This is a genomic window from Bacillus sp. N13C7, from assembly GCF_026790065.1.
Classification (GTDB): domain Bacteria; phylum Bacillota; class Bacilli; order Bacillales; family Bacillaceae; genus Bacillus.
Genome location: NZ_JALAMO010000004.1, coordinates 36,455 through 57,260, shown reverse-complemented (window position 1 = coordinate 57,260; position 20,806 = coordinate 36,455). Strand labels below are relative to the sequence as shown.

The window sequence follows — 20,806 nt, the reverse complement described above, 5'->3', positions numbered from 1 at the left end:
ACTTTTATGGAAGATAAAAAAAAAAGGCCTTGTACCATCACAAGGCCCGCGAAACTCTATTTTATAGATAGCTGATCCAATGCTTTCTTTGCGTTCTCTCTCGCTGTCTCGACTGTATCAGCCGCAGAAAGTGCAACCGCCATACGGCGACCGGCTTTCGTGATCGGCTTACCAAAGACGCGAACTTGTGTCTTCGGCACTGCCAGTGCGTGTTCCAGTCCTTCAACAGTGTAATCCGCTGATTCTTCCGGTGCTTTGAGGGGCCGGCTGGCGCCAGGAGAAAGCTGTGTGATTTCTGTAATCGGAAAACCGAGAATCGCCCGGACATGCAGCCCGAATTCCGACAAATTTTGCGTCACCAACGTGACAAGACCCGTATCATGCGGACGAGGAGACACCTCACTAAAATACACCTTATCCTTCGCAAGGAACAGTTCCACGCCAAACAGGCCGTACCCGCCAAGCTCATCGGTAATCGTTTTTGCAATATGCTTGGCTTCTTTCATTTGCTGCTCCGTCATATGATGCGGCTGCCAAGATTCGATATAATCTCCGTCCTTTTGCACATGACCGATTGGTTCACAGAAAGTCGTGCCGTTGACTGCACGTACAGTTAAAAGCGTAATTTCTGATTCAAATGGAATGAACTCCTCTACGATCACACGGCCATTTTTCACCCGTCCGCCTTCCATCGCTGTCTCCCAGCAGCTCTCTAAATCGTCTTCAGAGCGGCACACGCTTTGGCCTTTTCCAGATGAACTCATTAAAGGTTTAACGACACAAGGAAAGCCAATCTGAGCTGCCGCTTGTACAAATTCATCATATGTATTCGCAAATTCATAGCCAGCCGTCGCAAGTCCGAGCGTTTCTGCCGCCAGCCGCCTGATGCCTTCCCGATCCATCGTCAGCTTCGCCGCACGCGCATTCGGGATGACGTGAAACCCTTCCTCTTCAAGCTTCAGCAATTCATCCGTAGCAATTGCCTCAACCTCAGGCACAATCAAATCCGGTTTTTCTTTCTCAATGACGCTTCTGATCTGCTCACTGTCCAGCATATCAACGACATAGCTGTTATGCGCGACCTGCATCGCCGGAGCATGCGCGTAACTGTCAACCGCCACCGTCTGCACCCCAAGACGCTGGGCTTCAATCACTACTTCTTTTCCTAACTCACCTGAACCTAACAATAAAACCTTCTTTGATTGATACATCTTTGCCCCTCCTATCTGCTTCCCAACCATTATAACTGAAATATTTGAAAAATAAATTTTTATTAAAAAAGACAAAGTAAGAAATCATTACGGGGCTTTATTATCAGACGGTTTCCCACAAAACAATTTCCCAGAATATGCAGATGAAGATGATCCCGAAGCTTATATAAAAAGCAGAATATGTGAAATAGAAACAAAGGAACTAACACAAATAATTGAAATATGGTTAAAGACCAAAAATAAAATTTTCAATAAAGAAATTGTTGCAAGTGATGTAAATCACCTGCTTTCCCTTTTTATCACAGCAACATCATACAAGAAATCCCCAAAAATCATGCTACACTTAATCCAAGTCCACCACACCGACAGGAGGCATCCCATGCAAAACGAAACCCGAACACTGCACCTCGACCCGCATCTTAATATCGAAGCCTACCGCTTCAAAGGGATTATGCAGAAATTCCCGAACCACTTCCACGATTATTATGTGATTGGCTTTATTGAAAAAGGACAGCGGTATCTGGCCTGCCAGGATCAAGAATATATCATTAATCCAGGTGATCTTCTCCTCTTTAACCCCCGTGACACGCATAGCTGTGAGCAGATTGACGGCCGGACGCTTGATTATCGGTGTATTAATGTAATGCCGGATGTCATGGAGAAGGCGGTGGAAGAGATTACAGGCGCCGGTCATCTTCCTTACTTCTCCCAGCATGTGTTATTCCGCCATGAGCTGACAGCCAGCCTTCAGGAATTGCACATTTTGATTTCCAATGAAAAGCAGGCTTTGCGTAAGGAGGAGCTGTTTCTACATCTGCTTGAAGAGCTGATCCGCCAATATTCTGACGTCACGTTCCGCAACAGCATTCCTGAACCGTCCGACGAAGTCAAAATGGTTTGCAGATTTCTAGAGGAGCATTATGCCGAAAACGTCACGCTCAATGATTTGAGTGAACTAACCGGCTGGAGCAAGTATCATTTATTGCGTTCATTTACAAAACAAAAAGGCATTACGCCTAATAGCTACCTAGAGACAATCCGGATTAATCAAGCGAAAAAACTCCTTGAACAAGGGATAAGACCGATTGATGCGGCATTTCAAACAGGATTCAGCGATCAGAGCCATATGACGAAATTTTTCAAACGGCAGGTGGGGCTGACGCCGAAGCAATACATGAAGATTTTTGAAAAGGAGCTTCAAAGATGAGCACACAAAGAGAAACGGGCGGGCATATCGCAGCCATTGTGACCATTCTGATTTGGGGGACAACTTTTATTTCAACAAAGGTTCTGCTGGCAGACTTTACGCCAATGGAAATATTATTTTACCGGTTTTTGCTGGGCTTTATTGCTCTTTTTCTCGTACGGCCCAAAATGATTCCGTTCAAAAACTGGCGGCAGGAGCTGTTATTTGCCGGGGCAGGCTTATTTGGCGTAACCCTTTACTTTTTATTAGAAAATATAGCCCTTACGTATACATACGCTTCAAATGTCGGCATGATCGTGTCCATTATTCCGATGATTACTGCAGTCCTTGCTCACTTTCTGCTTGAAGGCGAAAAACTGCGGCTGCCTTTTTTCATTGGATTTGGGGCAGCTTTGATCGGGCTTTTATTGATTACATTCAACGGCAATGTCGTACTTCGTCTGAACCCATTCGGAGACATTATGGCAGTCGGAGCCGCGCTCGTGTTTGGAGGCTACTCGATTTTTATGAAAAAATTAAGCGCTTACGATTACCACATTATCGAGCTGACACAGAGAGTGTTTTTGTACGGTTTGTTGTTTATGGTTCCCGCTTTATTTGTGTTCGACTTCCATTTTGGCCTGAACCGATTTTCATCTGTTTCAAATGGACTCAATATGCTTTTCCTCGGTATCGGTGCTTCCGCCCTGTGCTTCGCCACGTGGAATTACTCAGTCGGTGTGCTCGGAGCCGTCAAATCCAGCGCATATATTTACATGGTGCCGATCATCACAATCACAGCCTCCATCCTGATCCTGCACGAAAACATGACCTGGATCGCTCTTCTTGGGGGTGCTCTTACCCTTTTAGGCCTCTACATTTCAGAGATGAAACCGAAAGTGAAGCTGGTGGAGAACGGATTTAAAAAAGATGCTTATATCAGTCATCACAAGAAATAAATGACCTTCAACAAAGATCCGCCAGCTTAGCACGGTCTAATCCACCTTAGTATAAGAAAAAATACAAAAAGGCATCTCTGAATAATATAAAACCAGAGATGCTCCTTCTCTTTATCCCTTCTCCACCACAGCTGCACTATCACGTGTAACCGCCGCGGGCTCCCTCAGCATCACATTCATCACACTTGCCAGCACAAGCATCCCAATCGATAAATAAAAAGCCAGTGTATACTCACCTGTTATCGTATAGATGACACCAGGCACATACGCACCGAGTGCTGAGCCGATTTGATGGGCGAGTGACAGCCAGCCGATCATGAGTCCGATCGAGTAGTTTTGAAAGTACTGGGTGGCGAGCATTTGAGTCGGCGCCACCGTTGCGAAGTCCACTAATCCAAACAGAATCGCAAAGGCTAACAGCAAGTAGGACTCGTGGCTGTAAATGAGAATCCCGATCGACAGCGCGCGCACCGCATATAACAAGCACAGGATTTTCCGGCTGCTCCACCGGTCTGCTACAATTCCAGACAGCAGGATGCCGGCAATATTAAAACCTGCCAAGAGGCTGACAGCTGCGCTTGTGACTGTCGTCGAAAAACCGTGATCGTGCGAAAAGGGTATCAAATGGGTATCCATCAAACCTACGGTCGTAAATCCGCAGATCAAAAACGGCAAAACCAAAAACCAGAATGGCCTCATGCGAAACATCCCCGTCACAGAAAGAGGTGCTGTTTTTGATGCTGTCTCTTTTTCCGGAGCAGCCAGCCCGCCTATCGGCTCTGCGTTTTTTTCTGAAGGGTTGTTCCGCAGCATCAGCAGTGCAGCCGGAAAGACAATCACCATTAACAGCAATCCCAACACCACAACCGTCAGCTTCCAGCTAAACCAATGAATCAGCATAAGTGAGCCTGGAACGAGAAGCATTTGCCCCGCTCCAAAACCTGCTTCCATGATTCCAAAGGCTAGTCCCCGCTTTTTGCTGAACCAATTGACGACTAGCACACTTGCGGCCACATTCGATGCTCCCCCAACCCCAAGCGAAACACCCAGCCCGTAAAGCAGAAACAGCTGCCAAGGTGAAGTGACAAAACATGTTAAACAAATGCTGACTCCTGTCAGTAACGCACTCCATGACAAAACTGCCCGAGCACCCCATTTGTCCACAAGCCGCCCGATCACAGGCTGTGATATGCCATAAACAATAAAACTCATCGTAGAAATCAGCGAGATGGTGCCTCTATCAATTGAAAACTGCCGTTCCCACGGCTCCACAAACGCACCAAACGATAGGCGCACCCCCTGAACGGCCAATAAGATCAAAAAAGTGACGGACACAATGATCCAAGCGTAGTGCAGTCTTTTCATGACAGCTCCAAATCCCACCGTTCTTCTGTCAGACGCTGTCCCCATAATGGCGCTTCTTTTCTCACTTCACTTATCCTGAACCCGAATTTTTCGTAGAGCGGACGAGCCTCAGCCATGGTGCTCACCGTCCAAAGGAAAATGCGGTCAAACTTCATGTCCCGACAGTACGCAACCAGATGCTCGAGTAATTGCGTGCCGAGCCCTCTGCCTCGAAAAGCCGCATCAACCAAGAACCATCTAAGCTGGACTGTCTTTTCATCATGCTTGACCAACCCGACACAGCCGGCAAATTTCCCGCCGCTCTCCGCAATCCATATGCTTTCGATATCCGCATCAAATGTTTCCTGAAGATAGGCTAAAAACGTATCGTCCCAGCCATGAGCCTCCGCATAGAATTGTCTTTGTTTTTCAATGAGAAGCTGAAGATCATCTGAAAGGAAATAATCTCTAATCGATATGTCTGACGTTCTGGAAGATAGCGACCGTGAAAGGATTGCTTCAATCTCTGCCATCGCCTCCGCAAGCCTGTGCTGGTCCTTTTGGTCAATTTCCTCCAGCATCAATTCCACTTGTTCGTTGGCTTTCTCCTCCAATTTTTTATAAATTGTTTTTCCCGTTTCCGTAACATAAATATAATGGTGGCGGGCGTCAGCTTTGCTCCTCTGTTTATAAATTAAATCTTCTTTTTCAAATTGTTTCAAAATCCTGCTGACATATCCCCGGTCAAGCCCAAGCTTATCCTGAAGGGCTTTTGCCGTACAATGAGGCGTATTGTAAATTTCAAATAAAATCCGTGTTTCTGTTAAGGAAAACGGGCTGTCGTAAATATGCTCATTAAGGAAGCCCAGGACATTCGTATAAAATCGATTGAACTTTCTGAATTTTAATCCGACAGTTGATTCACTGGTTTTCAACCTCATCCCCACTTTCTGATACTGTTGATTAAAGCCATTATAATCAAATATAGTTGCCATAGTCAACGATGCGTCAAAAAAGTGGGGCATTTTTCATTTTCCCGATGCTTTCTTCTTCCTGGCCACACTCAATGTGATGTAGGATAAAGCCAATGAAAACAAGCTATAGACAACAGCCCATCCCAGAAATGATGCGTTAAAAATGGTAAAGGTGAGCACTAGCGAAATGATGAAACTAAGCATCGGCATCAGATACACGTTTTTACAAACACAAGTCCCGGCAATTGAAAACAATATAATCGATAACGGTAAAATACCGTATGCGATATCTAATTCATCCACTGCAACAGCCTCCCTCCAAATTTTTATGCTACTAGTAAAAAAACATAACTGCAATAAGTAAAAGGATAATATTTACTTTTTAATCCATTTGAAAATTACCCGTTTACATTCGCTCCAGACTATGATAATTTAAGTAAGCGCTATCATGATAAGTTAATAGCTTGGATGGAGATGAGGAGAGCCAGGAATCCAGCCCCTTTTGACAAGGGGTGTTTTCTGGCTCTTTTTGTTTTTCGGAAAGGAGGCACGCCACACATCCAGCACAAACAGCAAAGGGGGATGATTTTGATGCTTAACATATTTAAACCGGCTCCTCACATTGAGAGACTGGATGATTCAAAGATGGATGCGGCTTACAAACGGCTCAGGCTGCAAGTATTCATTGGTATTTTCATTGGCTACGCAGGCTACTACCTGCTGCGAAAAAACTTTGCCTTTGCAATTCCTTATCTGCAGGAACAGGGATTTTCCAAAACGGAACTGGGCTTGGTGCTGGCCGCTGTTTCGATTGCGTACGGATTCAGCAAATTCATCATGGGTATGGTGTCTGACCGCTGCAATCCGAGATATTTTCTCGCGACAGGCCTATTTTTATCAGCAATTGTTAATATTCTTTTCGTTTCAATGCCTTGGGTGACTTCAAGTGTCACCATCATGTTTATCTTTATGTTTATCAACGGTTGGTTTCAAGGAATGGGCTGGCCGCCTTGCGGAAGGACGATGGCCCATTGGTTTTCCATTAGTGAACGCGGCACCAAAATGTCGATCTGGAACGTCGCCCATAACATAGGAGGCGGGATTCTTGCACCGCTTGTCACTCTTGGCATCGCGATGTTCGTGACCTGGAAAAGCGTGTTTTTCTTCCCTGCCATCATCGCCATTATCATTTCATTTTTGATTGTTTTATTGGTGCGCGATACACCTCAATCTTGCGGACTCCCGCCAATTGAGGCGTATCGGAATGACTATCCGAAACACGCTTTTAAAAATCAGGAAAAAGAATTAACAACAAAAGAAATTCTTTTCCAATATGTACTGAACAACAAATTTCTTTGGTACATCGCGTTTGCCAATGTATTTGTTTATTTCGTGCGGTACGGCGTGGTTGACTGGGCGCCTACTTACTTAACAGAAGCCAAAGGCTTTTCTCCTGAAGACTCGCGCTGGTCGTATTTTCTCTACGAATACGCCGGGATTCCGGGAACGATCCTGTGCGGATGGATCAGTGACCGATTCTTCAAAAGCCGACGGGCACCGGCAGGCGTTTTGTTTATGGCAGGCGTTTTCATTGCCGTATTGGTGTATTGGCTGAATCCCGCGGGCAATCCGCTCATAGACAACATCGCCCTGATCAGCATTGGCTTCTTAATCTACGGACCTGTTATGCTGATCGGCCTTCAAGCGATTGATCTCGCGCCGAAAAAAGCGGCCGGAACCGCAGCAGGTTTGACCGGATTTTTCGGATACATCGGCGGATCGGCCTTTGCAAACGCCATTATGGGCTTTGTCGTTGACCAGTTTGATTGGAATGGCGGCTTTATCATGCTGATCTCTTCCTGCATTCTGGCTATCGTCTTCTTAGCTTTGACGTGGAATACAGGAAAACGGGCTGAACACGTTTAAGAAAGAAACATAAAAGATTAATCATTTTCCTACACGCCGTTTACATCCGTTTTTTAATATGGAAGACAGGTATTGCTTAACTATAAGGAGGAGAAATCATGCGAAAAAATAGAATACTGGCCCTAGTTCTTCTGTCGCTGGGCTTGCTCTCATTTATGGTAACGCCGGTGTCGGCAGCATCAAAAGGTAACCTGCTGTCACCTGACCGTATCCTGACGGTCGCGCATAGAGGCGCTTCCGGATATGTGCCTGAGCACACAATTCTGTCTTACGAAACTGCTCAGAAAATGAAAGCCGATTATATTGAATTGGATCTGCAAATGACAAAAGACGGCAAATTGATTGTCATGCATGATGAAAAACTGGACCGCACCACAAACGGAACAGGCTGGGTAAAAGACTATACACTTGCAGACATTAAGAAACTTGACGCCGGTTCTTGGTTTAACAAAGCCTATCCGGAAAAAGCAAAGCGGCAGTATGTCGGTCTTAAAGTACCTACATTAGATGAGGTATTAGACCGTTTCGGAAAACATGCGAACTACTACATTGAAACAAAATCGCCTGACACCTACCCAGGTATGGAAGAAAAATTGATCGCTTCTTTGCAAAAACATAGATTACTAGGCAAACATACTAAGCCTGGCCAGATCATCATTCAATCATTCAGCAAAGAAAGCCTGTTAAAAATCCATCAATTACAGCCAAACCTGCCAACCGTTCAGTTGCTGGAAGCCGAACAAATGGCGTCAATGACAGATGCTGGCCTGGACGAAATCAAAACATACGCTGTCGGTGCAGGACCGGATTACAAAGCGCTGAATGCTGAAAACGTCAGCATGATCCGCAGCCACGGCCTCCTGCTTCACCCTTACACGGTCAATGCTGAAGCAGATATGCGCCGTCTGCTTGACTGGGGCGTGACAGGAGTGTTCACAAATTACCCTGATATTTTCCAGCACGTTAAAAAAGACTACAAAAAAGCTTAGAATCCTAGGATTCTAAGCTTTTTCTCATCGATTTTCACCAATAACAGCTTCAGCAATATTCACCGCATGATCGCCGATACGCTCCAGGTTACTGATCATATCGACAAAGACGATGCCTGCTTGTCCAGTGCAGAGCCCTTCATTCAAACGAATAATATGCTTTTTGCGAAGCTTCCGTTCCATTTTGTCAATTTCATCTTCTTTTTCAATAACTCGATCAGCTATCTTTACATCATTGTGGTCCAATGCTTCCATGGATGCCTTCACGGTAGCAATTGTCAAATCCATCATTTCCGTTAAATCCGCCATGGCAGATTCAGTGATAACCACACGATGCGCCTGTTGGTATTCAATCAGTTCAATCACATTTTCGAAGTGGTCCCCGATTCTTTCAATGTCTCTGACTGTATCCATCAGCATATGATGCTCCTCAGACTCGTGCTCTGAGAGAGAACTTGAAGAAAGCTCGATCAAATAATCGGTAATCTTCCGGTCTAGATTGTTAACCGCATCCTCTATCTGATAAGCATTCGCCGCGTATTTTGTCTGTTTTGTCACTAAGAACTGTTTTGTGACTTCCAGCCCTTGCACCGCAAAGTTCCCCATTTGCAGCACTTCTTCTTTTGCTTGTCCGAGAGCAATAGATGGAGATTGCTCGATAAAAATCGGATCAAGATGCGACTTGTATTCGACCATTGAATCCTTGCCCGGAATCAGTTTTGTTACGATTAAAGCCAATAGCCCGACAAAAGGAAGCTGTATAATCGTATTGGTCGTATTAAAGATTCCGTGTGCGAATGCAATCGTCATCTTCGGATCAAGCCCCATCGATGTTTGAAGCGTTAAGATCAATGCTGTGAATGGTTTAAGCAAAATCAGGAAAATCGCTGTCCCAATAAGGTTAAACAGCACATGAGTAGCCGCAGCACGTCTCGCTGCAACAGATGCACCTAAAGATGCAAGAACTGCGGTGATCGTCGTTCCGATATTGTCACCGAATAACACCGGCAGCGCGCCGTTAATATCAATCAGCCCGTCTGAAAATAAACCTTGCAGAATACCAATCGTGGCACTGGAGCTTTGCACGAGAACCGTAAACAAAGTCCCAATAACGACACCTAGAACCGGATTGGAGCTCATACTAACCGTTAAATCATGAAAGGCCTCAAGTGAACGGAGCGGTTTCATGCCGCCGCTCATTAGCTCCAGCCCATAAAACAGTGCCCCGAACCCGAACACAATCTGTCCCGCATTTTGCACATGTTTATGTTTAAAGAAAAACAGTAAAAATCCGCCGACAGCAATAATCGGCAATGCATAGGCCCCTATGTCAATACCGATAATAAACGCGGTAACCGTTGTTCCAATATTGGCTCCCATAATGACGCCAATGGCCTGTCGGAGCGTCATAAAACCCGCACTGACAAGCCCTACGGTGATAACCGTTGTTCCGGAACTGCTCTGAATCAAAACCGTTACAATAATTCCCGCCAATACGCCCATCAGCGGATTGCTTGTAAAACGGTCTAAAATATTTCTTAATCTATCTCCAGCCGATTTCTGAAGTCCGTCTCCCATGAACTTAATCCCAATCAGGAAAATACCAAGACCCCCGAGAAACTCGAACAGTAATGTCTGTACATCAATCGCCAACGCTTTCACCTCTGTCTCGACATTTTTCAGCAAAACTCCCTACGATTATGTTTCAAGTTCATATGATTGTAAATGAATCTCCGGACAAATTTACACTAACTTAACAATGGGCCTATTAAGCCCAAATCATATTTACATTGGTGTAACATTTCGCATCGACAATGACCAAATCAGCACAAAAAAACCTTGCGCCCGCAGCGCAAGGTTTTCCATTATTCTTTTCCGGCAGCAGCTTCCGACTGTCCATTAAGCAGCTGAGAATTTATCTCTTTCGCGTCCTTTAAGTATTCTGTCTGGTAGCCGCTCTTCAGCGCCCACACATAGAATACAAGTGATACCACCGCAATCAGAACCATATCCCAGCCGTAATGAATGACATTCAGGCCGCCGAATTTATCACTGCCCAAATAAGATATAACCATCATGACAAGCAGATAAAACACCATCCAGACGCCGGCCTTAAAGTTTTGGCCAAACCCTTTCCATTTCGCCTTCGCCTGATAGTAGAAATAAATCGGAAGACCGATCAGGATAATAAACAGAACCTGTCCTGTTAACGGCCAGCGTGCCCAATACAGCACCAGCGACGCAAAGATAAACCCAAGCGGTGCAATCACGCTTAAGCCTTTTAAACGAAGAGGCCTGTACAGGTCTTTCCCCGTCCGTCTCAAAGTCATTACTGTAATCGGGCCGGTGATATACGAAATTAACGTGGCGACAGAAATGATTTCCGCTAACACGCCCCACCCTCTGAACAGGAACAAAAAGATGAACGAAACAACCAAGTTAAAAAACATCGCTTGGCGCGGAACGCCGTAAATCGGATGAAGCTTCCCAAATATACTCGGCATATATTTGTTTTTCTCCATTCCGTAGATCATGCGGGACGTCGTCGCCGTATACGTAATCCCTGTTCCAGACGGTGATACAAATGCATCCGCATATAATACGATGACAAGCCAGTTAATATTCAGCGCAATCGCCAAATCAGCAAAAGGAGAATTAAAATTCAGATGGCTCCAGCCGTTTGCGATATCAGAAGGATTCACCGCTCCAATGAAGGCTACCTGCAGGAGTACATAAATGACTGTCGCAACGAAAAGGGAGCCGACAACCGCAATCGGAATCGATCTTCCCGGATTCTTCGCTTCACCCGCCATATTAATCGGGCTCTGAAAACCGTTAAACGCAAAGACGATACCGGAAGTGGCAACAGCCGTCAGCACACTCGCCCAGCCATTCGGCGCAATGCTTTGGCCGGCCGTAAAGTTCTCTCCGTGAAACCCGACAAACAGCAACGCTCCAATTGTCAGACCTGGAATAATAATTTTAAAAATCGTAATTAATGAGTTCGCTTTGGAAAATAGATTGACTGTCCAGTAGTTCAGCAGGAAATAAATGAGAAGCAATACAGAGGCAAACACTAACCCTTCCCCAGTCAGCGTTCCATTCTTCACCAAACCGCTTGTCCATTTCGCCCATTCCCAAGGCCACGAGCTCATATATTGAACAGAGGCCACCGCTTCAACCGGAATGACAGACACAATTGCAATCCAGTTGGCCCAGCCTGCGATAAATCCGATAAACGAACCGTGTGAATATTGCGTATATTTTACCATTCCCCCGGCTTCAGGGAACATAGAACCTAATTCACTGTAAGAAAGAGCAATAAATAAAATAACGACCATTCCAATAATCCACGAAATAATAGCAGCTGGTCCTGCTATTTGGGCCGCACGCCATGCCCCGAACAGCCAGCCTGAGCCAATCATCGACCCGAGCCCGACCATCATGAGGGAAAACGTTCCCATTCTTCGATGCAATTGATTCATATCGTAAACACCTTTCATGTATGATGACATTCTCTTGCTAATTATATTATTATTCTGATTACTTTACTTTGTCAATATTTATCGAATTGTGGCTAAAAATAATAATAAGTCCATGTATATTAGCTTCCAATACAGGAATGTAGTCACTAGTTTTTCATAAATGTAATTTTATGTAAAATGAAATCATGAAAACACTATAGGTTTAACCATAATCAAAACGGGAATGATACAGGAAACACTACTCTTACAATAGAAAGGAGTATTACCATGAAACAAAAGCTGTTACTTTCAGGTCTCGCTGTTTCAACTGTCGGCATCACTTCTTATCTATTAAAAGACCCGTCAAATCGCCAAAAAGCAAGAGAATTCATTCACAACATGAAAATGAAACTAACAAAACAGCCGGATATGGAAACGTTCCCAGTCGATAAAGCCGGCCACCCTGACCCGCAAGATATTGAGGACAACAAAATGGTATCAGAAGGCTCCATGTATCCCGTCCAATACTACGATGAAAAAAAGAAGTAATCAAAAAAGCTCTCTTCGATAAGGAAGAGAGCTTTTTGATTTACCTTTTCCGTCTGATTCCGCTCATCACAAAGCCGCTTTCAGACAATGATGGCATTCTGGCAAGACTGTATTGCAGCGATTGTTCCGGAACGTCGTATTCAATCCGATTGACGAGAAAATCCAGGCTCGCTTTCATGACATCAATTGTAATGCCTTCCCCTGGACAGCGATGGCCTTTCTCGGCGTGACCCCCGCCTTGAGGAATCAAATCAAACGGATTTTCTTCCCGCTCTGCAAATCGTTCCGGCCGGAATTCATCGGGATGATCCCATAGGCGAGGATCGTGGTTCGTTCCATATACATCAAGCAATACCGAAGTGCCCTTCTTAAACTCACAGTTATTCCATACAAAATCCTTTTTGACAAGCGCCCCTAAAAATGGGCCGAATGGATAATATCTGCGGACCTCCTGCACAAACATTTCTCTTTCCCGGCTGCTTCCAGACCGCAGCCATTCCTTATACTTCGGATGCTCATGAAGCGCCAAAGCTGAAAACACAAGAAAGTAAGAAATGGCGACAATAGGCCTCAGTACATTAATCAGCTCAATGGCTGCCATTCTGGAATCCAGCTGGCTTCCATCTTCTTGTGTGTGAAATGCCATTTCATGCAGTGCTGTGCCAGCAGATGTTTTCAGCAAGCCGGCACGAGCATCTTCAATCATTCTTTCAATCCACTGCTCCGCACGCGGCCTTGCTCTTCTTCCCTTCCAATGCCGCGGACCTACAGCTCCGAACGCGTCCACCATATCAATAAAGTCATCCGCTCTCTCCTTGACTTCCGTTTCCTTCAGCGGAACGCCAGCCCAATAGCACGCTACCCGGCATAGGATTTCTTTTGCTTCTTCAAATAACACAACCTGATCCGCCTTCTCCCATCTCGTAACGGCCGCTTCCCACTCCTCTGTCATTAGCTCAGCCAGCCGCTTTTGATGCTGCGGTGTCATTAATGACAGAAAAAGCATCTTCCGATGTATATGCGCACTGCCATCCATCGTCTGAATCGCATTAACGCCAAACAGCGTTTTCTGTACCCGCTTCGGCAAAGCATTCTGCCGCTGAAACCGCTCCGTATCATAAAACACCTTCGCCGCCTCAGCGCCGGTCATGCAAATAAAGGTTTTTCCCAATAAACGAGCCTGAAACAGATCTGATTGATAGCGCTCTGCTCTGTTTTTAATAAACAAATATCCTTCCTGCATCAGCGTCAGGCTGTTATCGAGACTTTTGTCATGTGGAATCTGCTCATTCATTCGCTTATCCTGCCTTCCTTTTTACCCTCTATTTTCACTTAATCCTACAAGCATAAACCCAATAACAGTATTTGTTTGCAGGACCAAATTTAAGCGTTTTTAGGAGCAGTTTTTAAAGGAAGAACAGAAGAAATAGAGAAAAGGTAATTGATCAAAACAAAGGGGAGAACTAAATGAAAAAATGGATATATGTTGTGCTTGTACTGAGTATTGCAGGAATCGGCGGTTTTTCCGTTCACGCAGCAACTTCCGGCCAAGAAAAGCACCTGAATGTCAGCCAAATGAATGTCGATGATGAATTCAAGGATACGGACGGAACCTTCATTCTTCACGATGTGCAAAAGGATAAAACCTTTGTCTACAACAGAAAACGGGCAAACAAAAGACAAACCCCGCAGTCCACCTTTAAGGTCGTAAACGCCTTAATCGGGTTACAGGTACAAGCTGTTCGGGATGAATACGATGTTAAACGGTGGGACGGGGTCAAGCGCGAATTCGAAACATGGAACCGCGACCATACACTAGGCTCGGCCATGCGGGAATCCGCCATTTGGTATTATCAAGCATTAGCGAGAGATATCGGTGAGCAAAGGATGAGAACATGGCTTCATACGCTGTCATACGGCAATGAAGATATCAGCGGGGGGATCGACCAGTTTTGGCTGCAAAGCTCGCTGACAATATCTCCGCTGGAACAAGAAGCCTTTTTAGAGAAGCTTGTAAAAGAGGAGCTTCCATTTGACAAATCAGTGATGAAAACCGTCAAGCGCATGATGATACAAGAGGAAGGAGATCACTACACGCTCTACGGAAAAACCGGAACCCGCCTGACAGATATGGGATTAGGCTGGTTTGTCGGATTCATCAAAACAGAGCATGGCTCGTATATTTTTGTCACCAATGTCGATGATTCAGGCACAAAGGCCAAAAATATCACAGTGGATATCCTGAAAAAGTATGGCTTGATCACATCCTAAATAAAGAAGCCCTGCAAATAGGCAGGGCTCTAAATGTCATGCTCAAAACAATAGTGATTCACAAGCTCTTCAATCAAATCATGATCGGGATATTCCCCGTTAAATTCAAACTCGATTTCTTCCACAAATTCTCCGTGATGGTACACATGAATGGCTCCGTTTTGACGGACGACGCTAAACTCCGGCTGAAATGTATATCCGCTTCGTTCAATTGCTCCCATATCTAACCCGCCTTTCAAAGCAGTAATTCATACACCTCGTTTAATTCCTTGGCCCGCTTTTGATCCTGTTCATTCTGCGCATACTTAATTTCTTTTTCTAATACATGGTTCAAAAAAGACATTTCATTATCATCTAAGTCTTTAACAAATTCCTCTTCATTCGCATACCGCTTCGCCAGCATCTTCTTGCAAATCCGCTGGCAGACTTCATTTTCAAGATGATTTGAAAGTGATTCACGCAAATAACCAAGTGTAACATCCATTTTATGAACACCTTTCCTTCTGCTATCTTTATCCTATAGCTTGCTGAAATAGGAAAAATCCATACGCTAAAAATAAAAAAAGAGACATCCGTGAATGTCTCTTTTTTTTATGGTTATTCAGCCGCTTGGCCGCTTTTTGTCAAATTGGCCTGCGCACGTTTGCCAATCCCAAACACATAATAGCTAATGACCACAAGCGCTAAGAAAATCACGCCTACAATCAGAGAGATACGAGTGTCATCATTGAACCACATGCCGACCAGAACCATCAGCAAGAAAGCAATCGTCACATAGTTTGTAAAAGGGGCAAATGGCATTTTGAATGGATGATGATCCAATGCAGCGCCCTTCGCTTTTCTGAATCCGATGTGGCTGATCAAAATGATAAACCAAGGAATCATGCCCGGCAGCACGCTTGCGCTGTATACATAGACAAAGATCTTCGGCGGCGCGATATAGTTCAGCACAACACCGACAGCCAAACCGATCAGCACTGCAATTGTGCCGTACAGCGGCACACCATTGCGTGAAATCTTCGTAAAGAACTTCGGCGCTTGCCCATTGACGCCTAATGTATAAAGCATGCGGCCCGCGCTGAAAATACCGCTGTTACAGCCGGACATTGCCGCTGTAATCACGACAAAGTTAATAATGCCTGCGGCTGCCGTAATCCCGATTTTCGCGAACGTAGACACGAATGGACTTCCAAGTGAATTGAGCTCATCCCAAGGATACACGGTCACGATCACAAAAATAGCGCCAATATAGAAAATCAAAATACGCCAGATAATACTTTGAATCGCACTTCTTAGCGTGTTTTGCGGATCCTTCGCTTCACCTGCTGTAATCCCGATCAGCTCAACCCCTTGATAGGCCGCAATGACGAGAGACAGCGCAAAGAAGAAGCCTGAGAAACCGCCTGCAAAGAATCCTCCATGAGACCACAAATTCGACAAGCCGATCGGATTTCCGCCGTTGCCAAACCCAAAGAAAATAATCCCGATTCCTGCAATAATCATCAAGATAATCGTCACAATTTTAATCATCGCAAACCAAAACTCAAACTCACCGAACGACTTAACAGAAATTAAGTTCGCCGCCCCAAGAATCACCATTGCCACGATACCAGGTATCCAAGCAGGCAAATCCGGGAACCAGTACTTCATATATGATCCGACAGCGATAATTTCTGACATGCCGACGATAATCCACTGAAACCAGTTGCTCCATGCTGTCATATAACCTGCCAGCGGATGAATATATTGATGGCCGAATGTCGCAAAAGAACCTGTGCTCGGCTCGACATACAGCATTTCACCCATCGCACGCATAATAAAAAAGATAAAAATTCCGCATATTGCATAAGCCAGAAGGACAGACGGACCAGTCCATGAAATCGTGCTGGCTGAGCCCATAAACAAGCCGACACCGATCGTACCGCCCAAGGCGATCATCTGAATATGACGCGCGCCCAGGCCCCTCTTTAATTCTTTATTTGCCACTTCTCTTCCTCCTCTTAACCAAATACTCGAAAATGAGAAAACGGCAAACCTGCTTGCCTTCTCACCAATCAGTTATAACAATCAGAAAATTCAAACTTAAAATTGTTATATAATCTCCAAAATTACTTATTTCATCATAATAAATTTCTCTGGAAAATACAATTGTTTTTTTCAGGTAAACACCTTTATTCAGAGTTTTTCATTAGAACTTAAATAAAAATCTTTTATATAGATATAATGAAATTGTTTAAATCCTTTTTTCCTTGTATTCTCATAAAAAAATAAGCTGTTCACAATGAACAGCTTATCTAATAATTCACGCCAGTTTGGCGTTTTAATGTTTCAAGCCACCCGGTATCCCCGGTGCCATAGCTCTTTCTTTGTCCTGCATCTCGTAAAGAACCATTGCTGTAATCAATCGATAGGATGAAATCAGGAATGGCATCATACCCGGCTTCCGCTATTTTACTGAGCTCCGAACGATAGTGAGATATAGCATAAGAAGCCGTTTGTTTTTGCACAGGATCTTTTTCAAGTTCTTCTTTATATACGTCTAATAAGTCACGTCCATCAGGCGTTACGTACCGCCCATCAATCACTTCTAAATCTCTCAAATGATAGCCTGTAACTTCATACATCTCACGGGCAGCCTGATACTTTTGATATGCCTCTTCGGAAAATTGCGTTGAATCGCCGCTTTGGCTTTTCATGATATGTAAAAATAGCTCTTTGCTGTTGTCTCCAGATTGCAGCACCTGCTCAATTTGCTCAATCAGCGCCTCATCGTCTGTCCCGCTCACCTGTACCTTATAGTCAATCGGCGTAATCGTAAACGTAAGCTCTGTCCCCAGCGGAATGTGAATATCGTTTCGGTTCAACAGCACTTGCAGCTGCTGATTAACCTGGCTGCGCTGATACACCTTTGCATTCTCAGCCTCCACTTCACCATGAAACGTGACATTGCGAAAAGCCGCATCCTGCAGGTTATAGTTTTGTGCCTTCCCTTTGAATAGCCACTCTGTTTCATTATCGTAAGCAGCCTGTCTTTCTGCAGCTGACAGATCACTTCTGAAATAAGGTGACTTCGCATTTTGGTATTTATCCTTAATATAGCCTAATGGATCAGGCTTTGATTTGTTTATCGCATTGATCCTGCTGTATTTTTCATCTAGTATTTTGATTCTGATATCACTCTCAGACACATAGGGATTCTTGGATTGGATCACTGTTTCCTCCCCTGTATCTGTCACTGTTCGATCATTCGCTGCTTGATACACCTTACTGAAAGTTCCGGTGTTTCCAGTTACGCTGCTTTTAGAATAATTGACCTGACTGATTCCCTCATTTAAAGATCGTGACTCGAGCCTGCTGTAAGCCTTCCCCAGCACCGCCGCTGTGTTTTCAGACGTATTCTCACGGTTAACAGCCCAATCCTTTTTCAATATGTTCTGTGCCAACATCTGCGTGCGGATAAATTGCCGATTCAGACGCATAGGATTCCCCCCTGAACAATTCTCTCTTACTCTTTTTTATCGGTAATGCCAATGTATATATTAACCTCAAAAAACATTTATTTACACCCGGAACTTTAATATGTATGATGGAAATAAAAGGAGGTTGTTTGCATGGCGAAAAAATGGCTCATTCCATTTGCTATGATGCTGTCTGTCTTATTCGCCTTTACGCATTCGGCATCAGCTGCCGGAGTCACAGCTATTACAGGAAACAATTCTTTTGATACCGCAGCACCGATCGGATATTGGAAATATAAGAATATCGATACAACGATACTGGAAGCCGGACAAGATGAAGCCTATTTCACTTTTGCAGCTTATAAGGGAGAAAAAGTATACGTGAGAAGTACATATCAGAGCGCATACACAGGGATGAAAATTGAAATTTACAATAAGAACAGAGCACCTGTTTCTCAAGGTACAGAAGTCATCAACCCTAACACGTTTTCTTCTTTTATATATGCAAATGCTGACGCCCAAAACACGACGGATACCTTCTATGTGAAAGTGTCACGCGGCTCCTATACCGGGAACATGTATTTCACTCTTTCAATTGAAGATCGAATCAAATCAGGCAGCGGAACATTTCAATTCAGCGGCGTTGCTGAAAATAAAGGAAACACAAGCCTTAGTCCCTCAGGCTCTGACTCCAGCGTGATCAAGGCTGATTTAACAAATCAATCCGGAATACCGCACGATGCCATTGTAACCAGAGTACAAACAACCGCCACTCAAACACCAAGCCAGGGAAATACACGCCATCTGATCATGACGAGCGAAAACAACGAATGGCGCCGTGCGCTTGTAAACAGCTCAACGTCAGGGTCTTATGACATCTCTTTGTCAGATCAACTCAGTGTGGCAAAGGTATGGAGTTTTAAATATAATACATTAGCGACTGCTGGATCGACGATGAGTAATGTAAAAGCTAAAATAGATTATGAATACGATGTCACAAAGCAGTTTTAACTTATACCGAGCCGGTTATCCGGCTCTTTTTTATTTTTAGCCCAGAATGCAATTGTTTTGATAAACTATAATCAGTACAACCAAGGGAAGTGCAGACATGGCATTAAAACGGCTAAAAAAGCTACTTTTTGACCGCCCTCTAAAGGACGGCGTTATCCTAAATCATCAATACAAAATTAAAGAATGCCTCGGCATGGGCGGCTATGGCTTGGTTTATTTGTGCACCGATATCCATACTCAGACACCTTATGTCTTAAAACAGCTGCGGCCCACAAAAGCCAAAAAGGAAAAAGAAAGAGTCCGGTTCCAGCAGGAAATGAAACTGCTCAAAAGCATTGACCACCCGCAAATCCCAGCCTTCAAGGATGATTTCATCATAGACGGACAGGCTTATTATGTCATGCAGTTCTTTGATGGAGAAAATATAGAGGAATTATTATTTTTTCAAAAACAGCCATTTACAGAGGTTATGGCGTTACAGCTGATTTCACAGCTTCTTGATATTGTAGAATACCTGCATGATCGCCTGATATTTCACAGCGACATCAGAACACCTAATATTATGATTAATGACGGCAGGCTCTGCCTCATCGATTTCGGCCTTGCCAAACAATTGACTCCTGAAGAAACAGAGGAAGTAAAGGTGAGAAAACAGGATGACTTCTTCGATCTCGGAGAAACGCTGTTATTCCTGCTGTACTCTCAATATAAAGGAAAAAAGAAGAAAAACGGCACCTGGCTGGAGGAATTAACGCTGACTAAAGAAGTAACCTTGCTGCTGAAAAAATTATTGGGCATTGATGAAGAGTATCAGCACACCGCTTCTATTCGCGAGGATCTAAACCGGGCCATTCAATCGGTCACATAAAAAAACCCTTGTCCCAAAAGCGGAACAAGAACTTTTTTGGATTAACTGCTGCTGTAGCTCCGGCGTTTGTAACGATGACTGCCGCCATAACGATCGTAGTGTCTTCTTTTGCCTGAGCTGCTGCTGTAGCTGCGATAATGTCTGCGCCGGCTGCTGCTGTAATGCCGGTGTCTGCGATATCGGTCACTAGAGCTGCTTGAGAGGTACTTGATCGTTTTGATGATTTTTTTAAACATATGCTGATCACCTCATTTCTTTCTTCCTATTATATATATTTTAGGGGAGAAAGAAAAACTTCAGCGGGATCATCCTTTTGAAAACGAGAACCCTGTGCCACTCTCATTTGTCTCCAGCTCATACGAAATGACAAACAGCCGGCATATATCCTCAATAATCTTTAACCCAAACCCCCTCTATTCGGGTATGTTTTCCATGACTTACAGTAAAAATGAATGTGAAATTGTTCATATGATCCATCGATCAGCAACCATTTTAAAAAAACATCCGCTCGACACAAAAGCGGATGTTTTATCTTTCGAATTGAAACCTTGAATCTTCAGGAAAAACAAGTCAGTATGTTATTAATAGATATCGCT

At 44.3% G+C, this 20,806-nt stretch carries 19 protein-coding genes and 1 pseudogene; 8 read left to right on the top strand and 12 right to left on the bottom strand.

Annotation, left to right across the window (positions count from 1 at the left end):
• Window positions 1-56: 56 nt before the first annotated feature.
• Window positions 57-1,211: a phosphoribosylglycinamide formyltransferase 2 gene (purT, locus tag MOB98_RS04115; protein WP_268358506.1), complete on the bottom strand. Its 1,155-nt coding sequence runs from the start codon at window positions 1,209-1,211 to the stop codon at window positions 57-59.
• Between the two features lie 379 nt (window positions 1,212-1,590).
• Here purT and MOB98_RS04110 point away from each other — a divergent pair, with 379 nt between their 5' ends.
• Both MOB98_RS04110 and MOB98_RS04105 read left to right on the top strand, forming a co-directional pair.
• Window positions 1,591-2,418 (top strand): AraC family transcriptional regulator, encoded by an 828-nt coding sequence (locus MOB98_RS04110; RefSeq protein WP_268358504.1) that lies wholly within the window; start codon window positions 1,591-1,593, stop codon window positions 2,416-2,418.
• Window positions 2,415-3,356: a DMT family transporter gene (locus tag MOB98_RS04105; protein WP_268358502.1), complete on the top strand. Its 942-nt coding sequence runs from the start codon at window positions 2,415-2,417 to the stop codon at window positions 3,354-3,356. Before MOB98_RS04110 ends, MOB98_RS04105 begins: the two co-directional genes overlap by 4 nt.
• 111 nt (window positions 3,357-3,467) lie before the next feature.
• Here MOB98_RS04105 and MOB98_RS04100 read toward each other — a convergent pair whose 3' ends face one another.
• The 3 genes from MOB98_RS04100 to MOB98_RS04090 form a co-directional block, all read right to left on the bottom strand.
• A complete protein-coding gene (locus tag MOB98_RS04100; protein ID WP_268358578.1) occupies window positions 3,468-4,721 on the bottom strand; it encodes an MFS transporter in 1,254 nt (417 codons plus the stop codon).
• Complete coding sequence (locus MOB98_RS04095; RefSeq protein WP_268358500.1) at window positions 4,718-5,635, bottom strand: bifunctional helix-turn-helix transcriptional regulator/GNAT family N-acetyltransferase; 918 nt, start codon at window positions 5,633-5,635, stop codon at window positions 4,718-4,720. The genes MOB98_RS04100 and MOB98_RS04095 overlap by 4 nt, the downstream gene beginning before the upstream one ends.
• A gap of 93 nt (window positions 5,636-5,728) precedes the next feature.
• The gene (locus MOB98_RS04090; protein ID WP_268358499.1) at window positions 5,729-5,977 is read right to left on the bottom strand and encodes a YbeF family protein; all 249 of its coding nucleotides are present in this window, start codon (window positions 5,975-5,977) and stop codon (window positions 5,729-5,731) included.
• Window positions 5,978-6,265: 288 nt separating this feature from the next.
• On the opposite strand from MOB98_RS04090, the gene glpT reads away from it, so the two are divergent.
• Both glpT and MOB98_RS04080 read left to right on the top strand, forming a co-directional pair.
• Window positions 6,266-7,600, top strand: coding sequence for a glycerol-3-phosphate transporter (glpT, locus tag MOB98_RS04085; protein ID WP_268358497.1), 1,335 nt, complete (start codon window positions 6,266-6,268; stop codon window positions 7,598-7,600).
• A 98-nt stretch (window positions 7,601-7,698) separates the two neighbouring features.
• The gene (locus MOB98_RS04080; RefSeq protein WP_268358496.1) at window positions 7,699-8,589 is read left to right on the top strand and encodes a glycerophosphodiester phosphodiesterase; all 891 of its coding nucleotides are present in this window, start codon (window positions 7,699-7,701) and stop codon (window positions 8,587-8,589) included.
• A gap of 24 nt (window positions 8,590-8,613) precedes the next feature.
• Here the strand turns inward: MOB98_RS04080 and MOB98_RS04075 are convergent, their stop codons facing one another.
• Window positions 8,614-10,242: a Na/Pi cotransporter family protein gene (locus MOB98_RS04075; RefSeq protein ID WP_268358576.1), complete on the bottom strand. Its 1,629-nt coding sequence runs from the start codon at window positions 10,240-10,242 to the stop codon at window positions 8,614-8,616.
• A 212-nt stretch (window positions 10,243-10,454) separates the two neighbouring features.
• Window positions 10,455-12,074 carry an APC family permease gene (locus MOB98_RS04070; protein ID WP_268358494.1) on the bottom strand — a complete coding sequence of 540 codons (1,620 nt, stop codon included), beginning with the start codon at window positions 12,072-12,074 and terminating at the stop codon, window positions 10,455-10,457.
• Between the two features lie 267 nt (window positions 12,075-12,341).
• Here MOB98_RS04070 and MOB98_RS04065 point away from each other — a divergent pair, with 267 nt between their 5' ends.
• Complete coding sequence (locus MOB98_RS04065) at window positions 12,342-12,602, top strand: hypothetical protein (protein WP_268358493.1); 261 nt, start codon at window positions 12,342-12,344, stop codon at window positions 12,600-12,602.
• A 40-nt stretch (window positions 12,603-12,642) separates the two neighbouring features.
• On the opposite strand, the gene cypC is transcribed toward MOB98_RS04065, so the two are convergent.
• A complete protein-coding gene (cypC, locus tag MOB98_RS04060) occupies window positions 12,643-13,896 on the bottom strand; it encodes a fatty-acid peroxygenase (RefSeq protein WP_268358490.1) in 1,254 nt (417 codons plus the stop codon).
• Between the two features lie 173 nt (window positions 13,897-14,069).
• Between cypC and blaOXA the strand changes: the two genes are divergently transcribed.
• Entirely contained in the window at window positions 14,070-14,873 is an 804-nt protein-coding gene (blaOXA, locus tag MOB98_RS04055; RefSeq protein ID WP_268358488.1) for a class D beta-lactamase, read from the top strand.
• 29 nt (window positions 14,874-14,902) lie between these two features.
• On the opposite strand, the gene MOB98_RS04050 is transcribed toward blaOXA, so the two are convergent.
• From MOB98_RS04050 to MOB98_RS04035, 4 genes are all read right to left on the bottom strand, one after another.
• Window positions 14,903-15,094: a DUF5370 family protein gene (locus tag MOB98_RS04050; protein WP_041521120.1), complete on the bottom strand. Its 192-nt coding sequence runs from the start codon at window positions 15,092-15,094 to the stop codon at window positions 14,903-14,905.
• A gap of 14 nt (window positions 15,095-15,108) precedes the next feature.
• The gene (csgA, locus tag MOB98_RS04045; protein WP_003234887.1) at window positions 15,109-15,357 is read right to left on the bottom strand and encodes a sigma-G-dependent sporulation-specific acid-soluble spore protein CsgA; all 249 of its coding nucleotides are present in this window, start codon (window positions 15,355-15,357) and stop codon (window positions 15,109-15,111) included.
• Between the two features lie 113 nt (window positions 15,358-15,470).
• A complete protein-coding gene (locus tag MOB98_RS04040; protein ID WP_268358486.1) occupies window positions 15,471-16,859 on the bottom strand; it encodes an amino acid permease in 1,389 nt (462 codons plus the stop codon).
• 308 nt (window positions 16,860-17,167) lie between these two features.
• Window positions 17,168-18,352, bottom strand: a complete 1,185-nt coding sequence (locus tag MOB98_RS04035; RefSeq protein WP_268358485.1) for a DUF4885 domain-containing protein — start codon at window positions 18,350-18,352, stop codon at window positions 17,168-17,170.
• 132 nt (window positions 18,353-18,484) lie between these two features.
• Between MOB98_RS04035 and MOB98_RS04030 the strand changes: the two genes are divergently transcribed.
• Window positions 18,485-19,342, top strand: coding sequence for a hypothetical protein (locus MOB98_RS04030; protein ID WP_268358484.1), 858 nt, complete (start codon window positions 18,485-18,487; stop codon window positions 19,340-19,342).
• Between the two features lie 97 nt (window positions 19,343-19,439).
• Window positions 19,440-20,210, top strand: a complete 771-nt coding sequence (locus MOB98_RS04025) for a serine/threonine protein kinase (protein WP_268358483.1) — start codon at window positions 19,440-19,442, stop codon at window positions 20,208-20,210.
• Here the strand turns inward: MOB98_RS04025 and MOB98_RS04020 are convergent.
• A pseudogene (locus MOB98_RS04020) lies at window positions 20,195-20,457 on the bottom strand (hypothetical protein). The gene MOB98_RS04025 and the pseudogene MOB98_RS04020 sit on opposite strands and share 16 nt — an antisense overlap.
• Window positions 20,458-20,806 lie beyond the last annotated feature (349 nt).

Excerpts from the sequence above, each read along its gene's own strand:
- MOB98_RS04025 (WP_268358483.1), top strand. The coding sequence starts at position 19,440 with ATGGCATTAAAACGGCTAAAAAAGCTACTTTTTGACCGCCCTCTAAAG.
- MOB98_RS04100 (WP_268358578.1), bottom strand. The coding sequence starts at position 4,721 with ATGAAAAGACTGCACTACGCTTGGATCATTGTGTCCGTCACTTTTTTG.
- MOB98_RS04105 (WP_268358502.1), top strand. The coding sequence starts at position 2,415 with ATGAGCACACAAAGAGAAACGGGCGGGCATATCGCAGCCATTGTGACC.
- MOB98_RS04065 (WP_268358493.1), top strand. The coding sequence starts at position 12,342 with ATGAAACAAAAGCTGTTACTTTCAGGTCTCGCTGTTTCAACTGTCGGC.
- blaOXA (WP_268358488.1), top strand. The coding sequence starts at position 14,070 with ATGAAAAAATGGATATATGTTGTGCTTGTACTGAGTATTGCAGGAATC.
- MOB98_RS04070 (WP_268358494.1), bottom strand. The coding sequence starts at position 12,074 with ATGAATCAATTGCATCGAAGAATGGGAACGTTTTCCCTCATGATGGTC.
- MOB98_RS04080 (WP_268358496.1), top strand. The coding sequence starts at position 7,699 with ATGCGAAAAAATAGAATACTGGCCCTAGTTCTTCTGTCGCTGGGCTTG.
- csgA (WP_003234887.1), bottom strand. The coding sequence starts at position 15,357 with ATGGATGTTACACTTGGTTATTTGCGTGAATCACTTTCAAATCATCTT.
- MOB98_RS04030 (WP_268358484.1), top strand. The coding sequence starts at position 18,485 with ATGGCGAAAAAATGGCTCATTCCATTTGCTATGATGCTGTCTGTCTTA.
- MOB98_RS04035 (WP_268358485.1), bottom strand. The coding sequence starts at position 18,352 with ATGCGTCTGAATCGGCAATTTATCCGCACGCAGATGTTGGCACAGAAC.
- MOB98_RS04110 (WP_268358504.1), top strand. The coding sequence starts at position 1,591 with ATGCAAAACGAAACCCGAACACTGCACCTCGACCCGCATCTTAATATC.
- glpT (WP_268358497.1), top strand. The coding sequence starts at position 6,266 with ATGCTTAACATATTTAAACCGGCTCCTCACATTGAGAGACTGGATGAT.
- cypC (WP_268358490.1), bottom strand. The coding sequence starts at position 13,896 with ATGAATGAGCAGATTCCACATGACAAAAGTCTCGATAACAGCCTGACG.
- purT (WP_268358506.1), bottom strand. The coding sequence starts at position 1,211 with ATGTATCAATCAAAGAAGGTTTTATTGTTAGGTTCAGGTGAGTTAGGA.
- MOB98_RS04050 (WP_041521120.1), bottom strand. The coding sequence starts at position 15,094 with ATGGGAGCAATTGAACGAAGCGGATATACATTTCAGCCGGAGTTTAGC.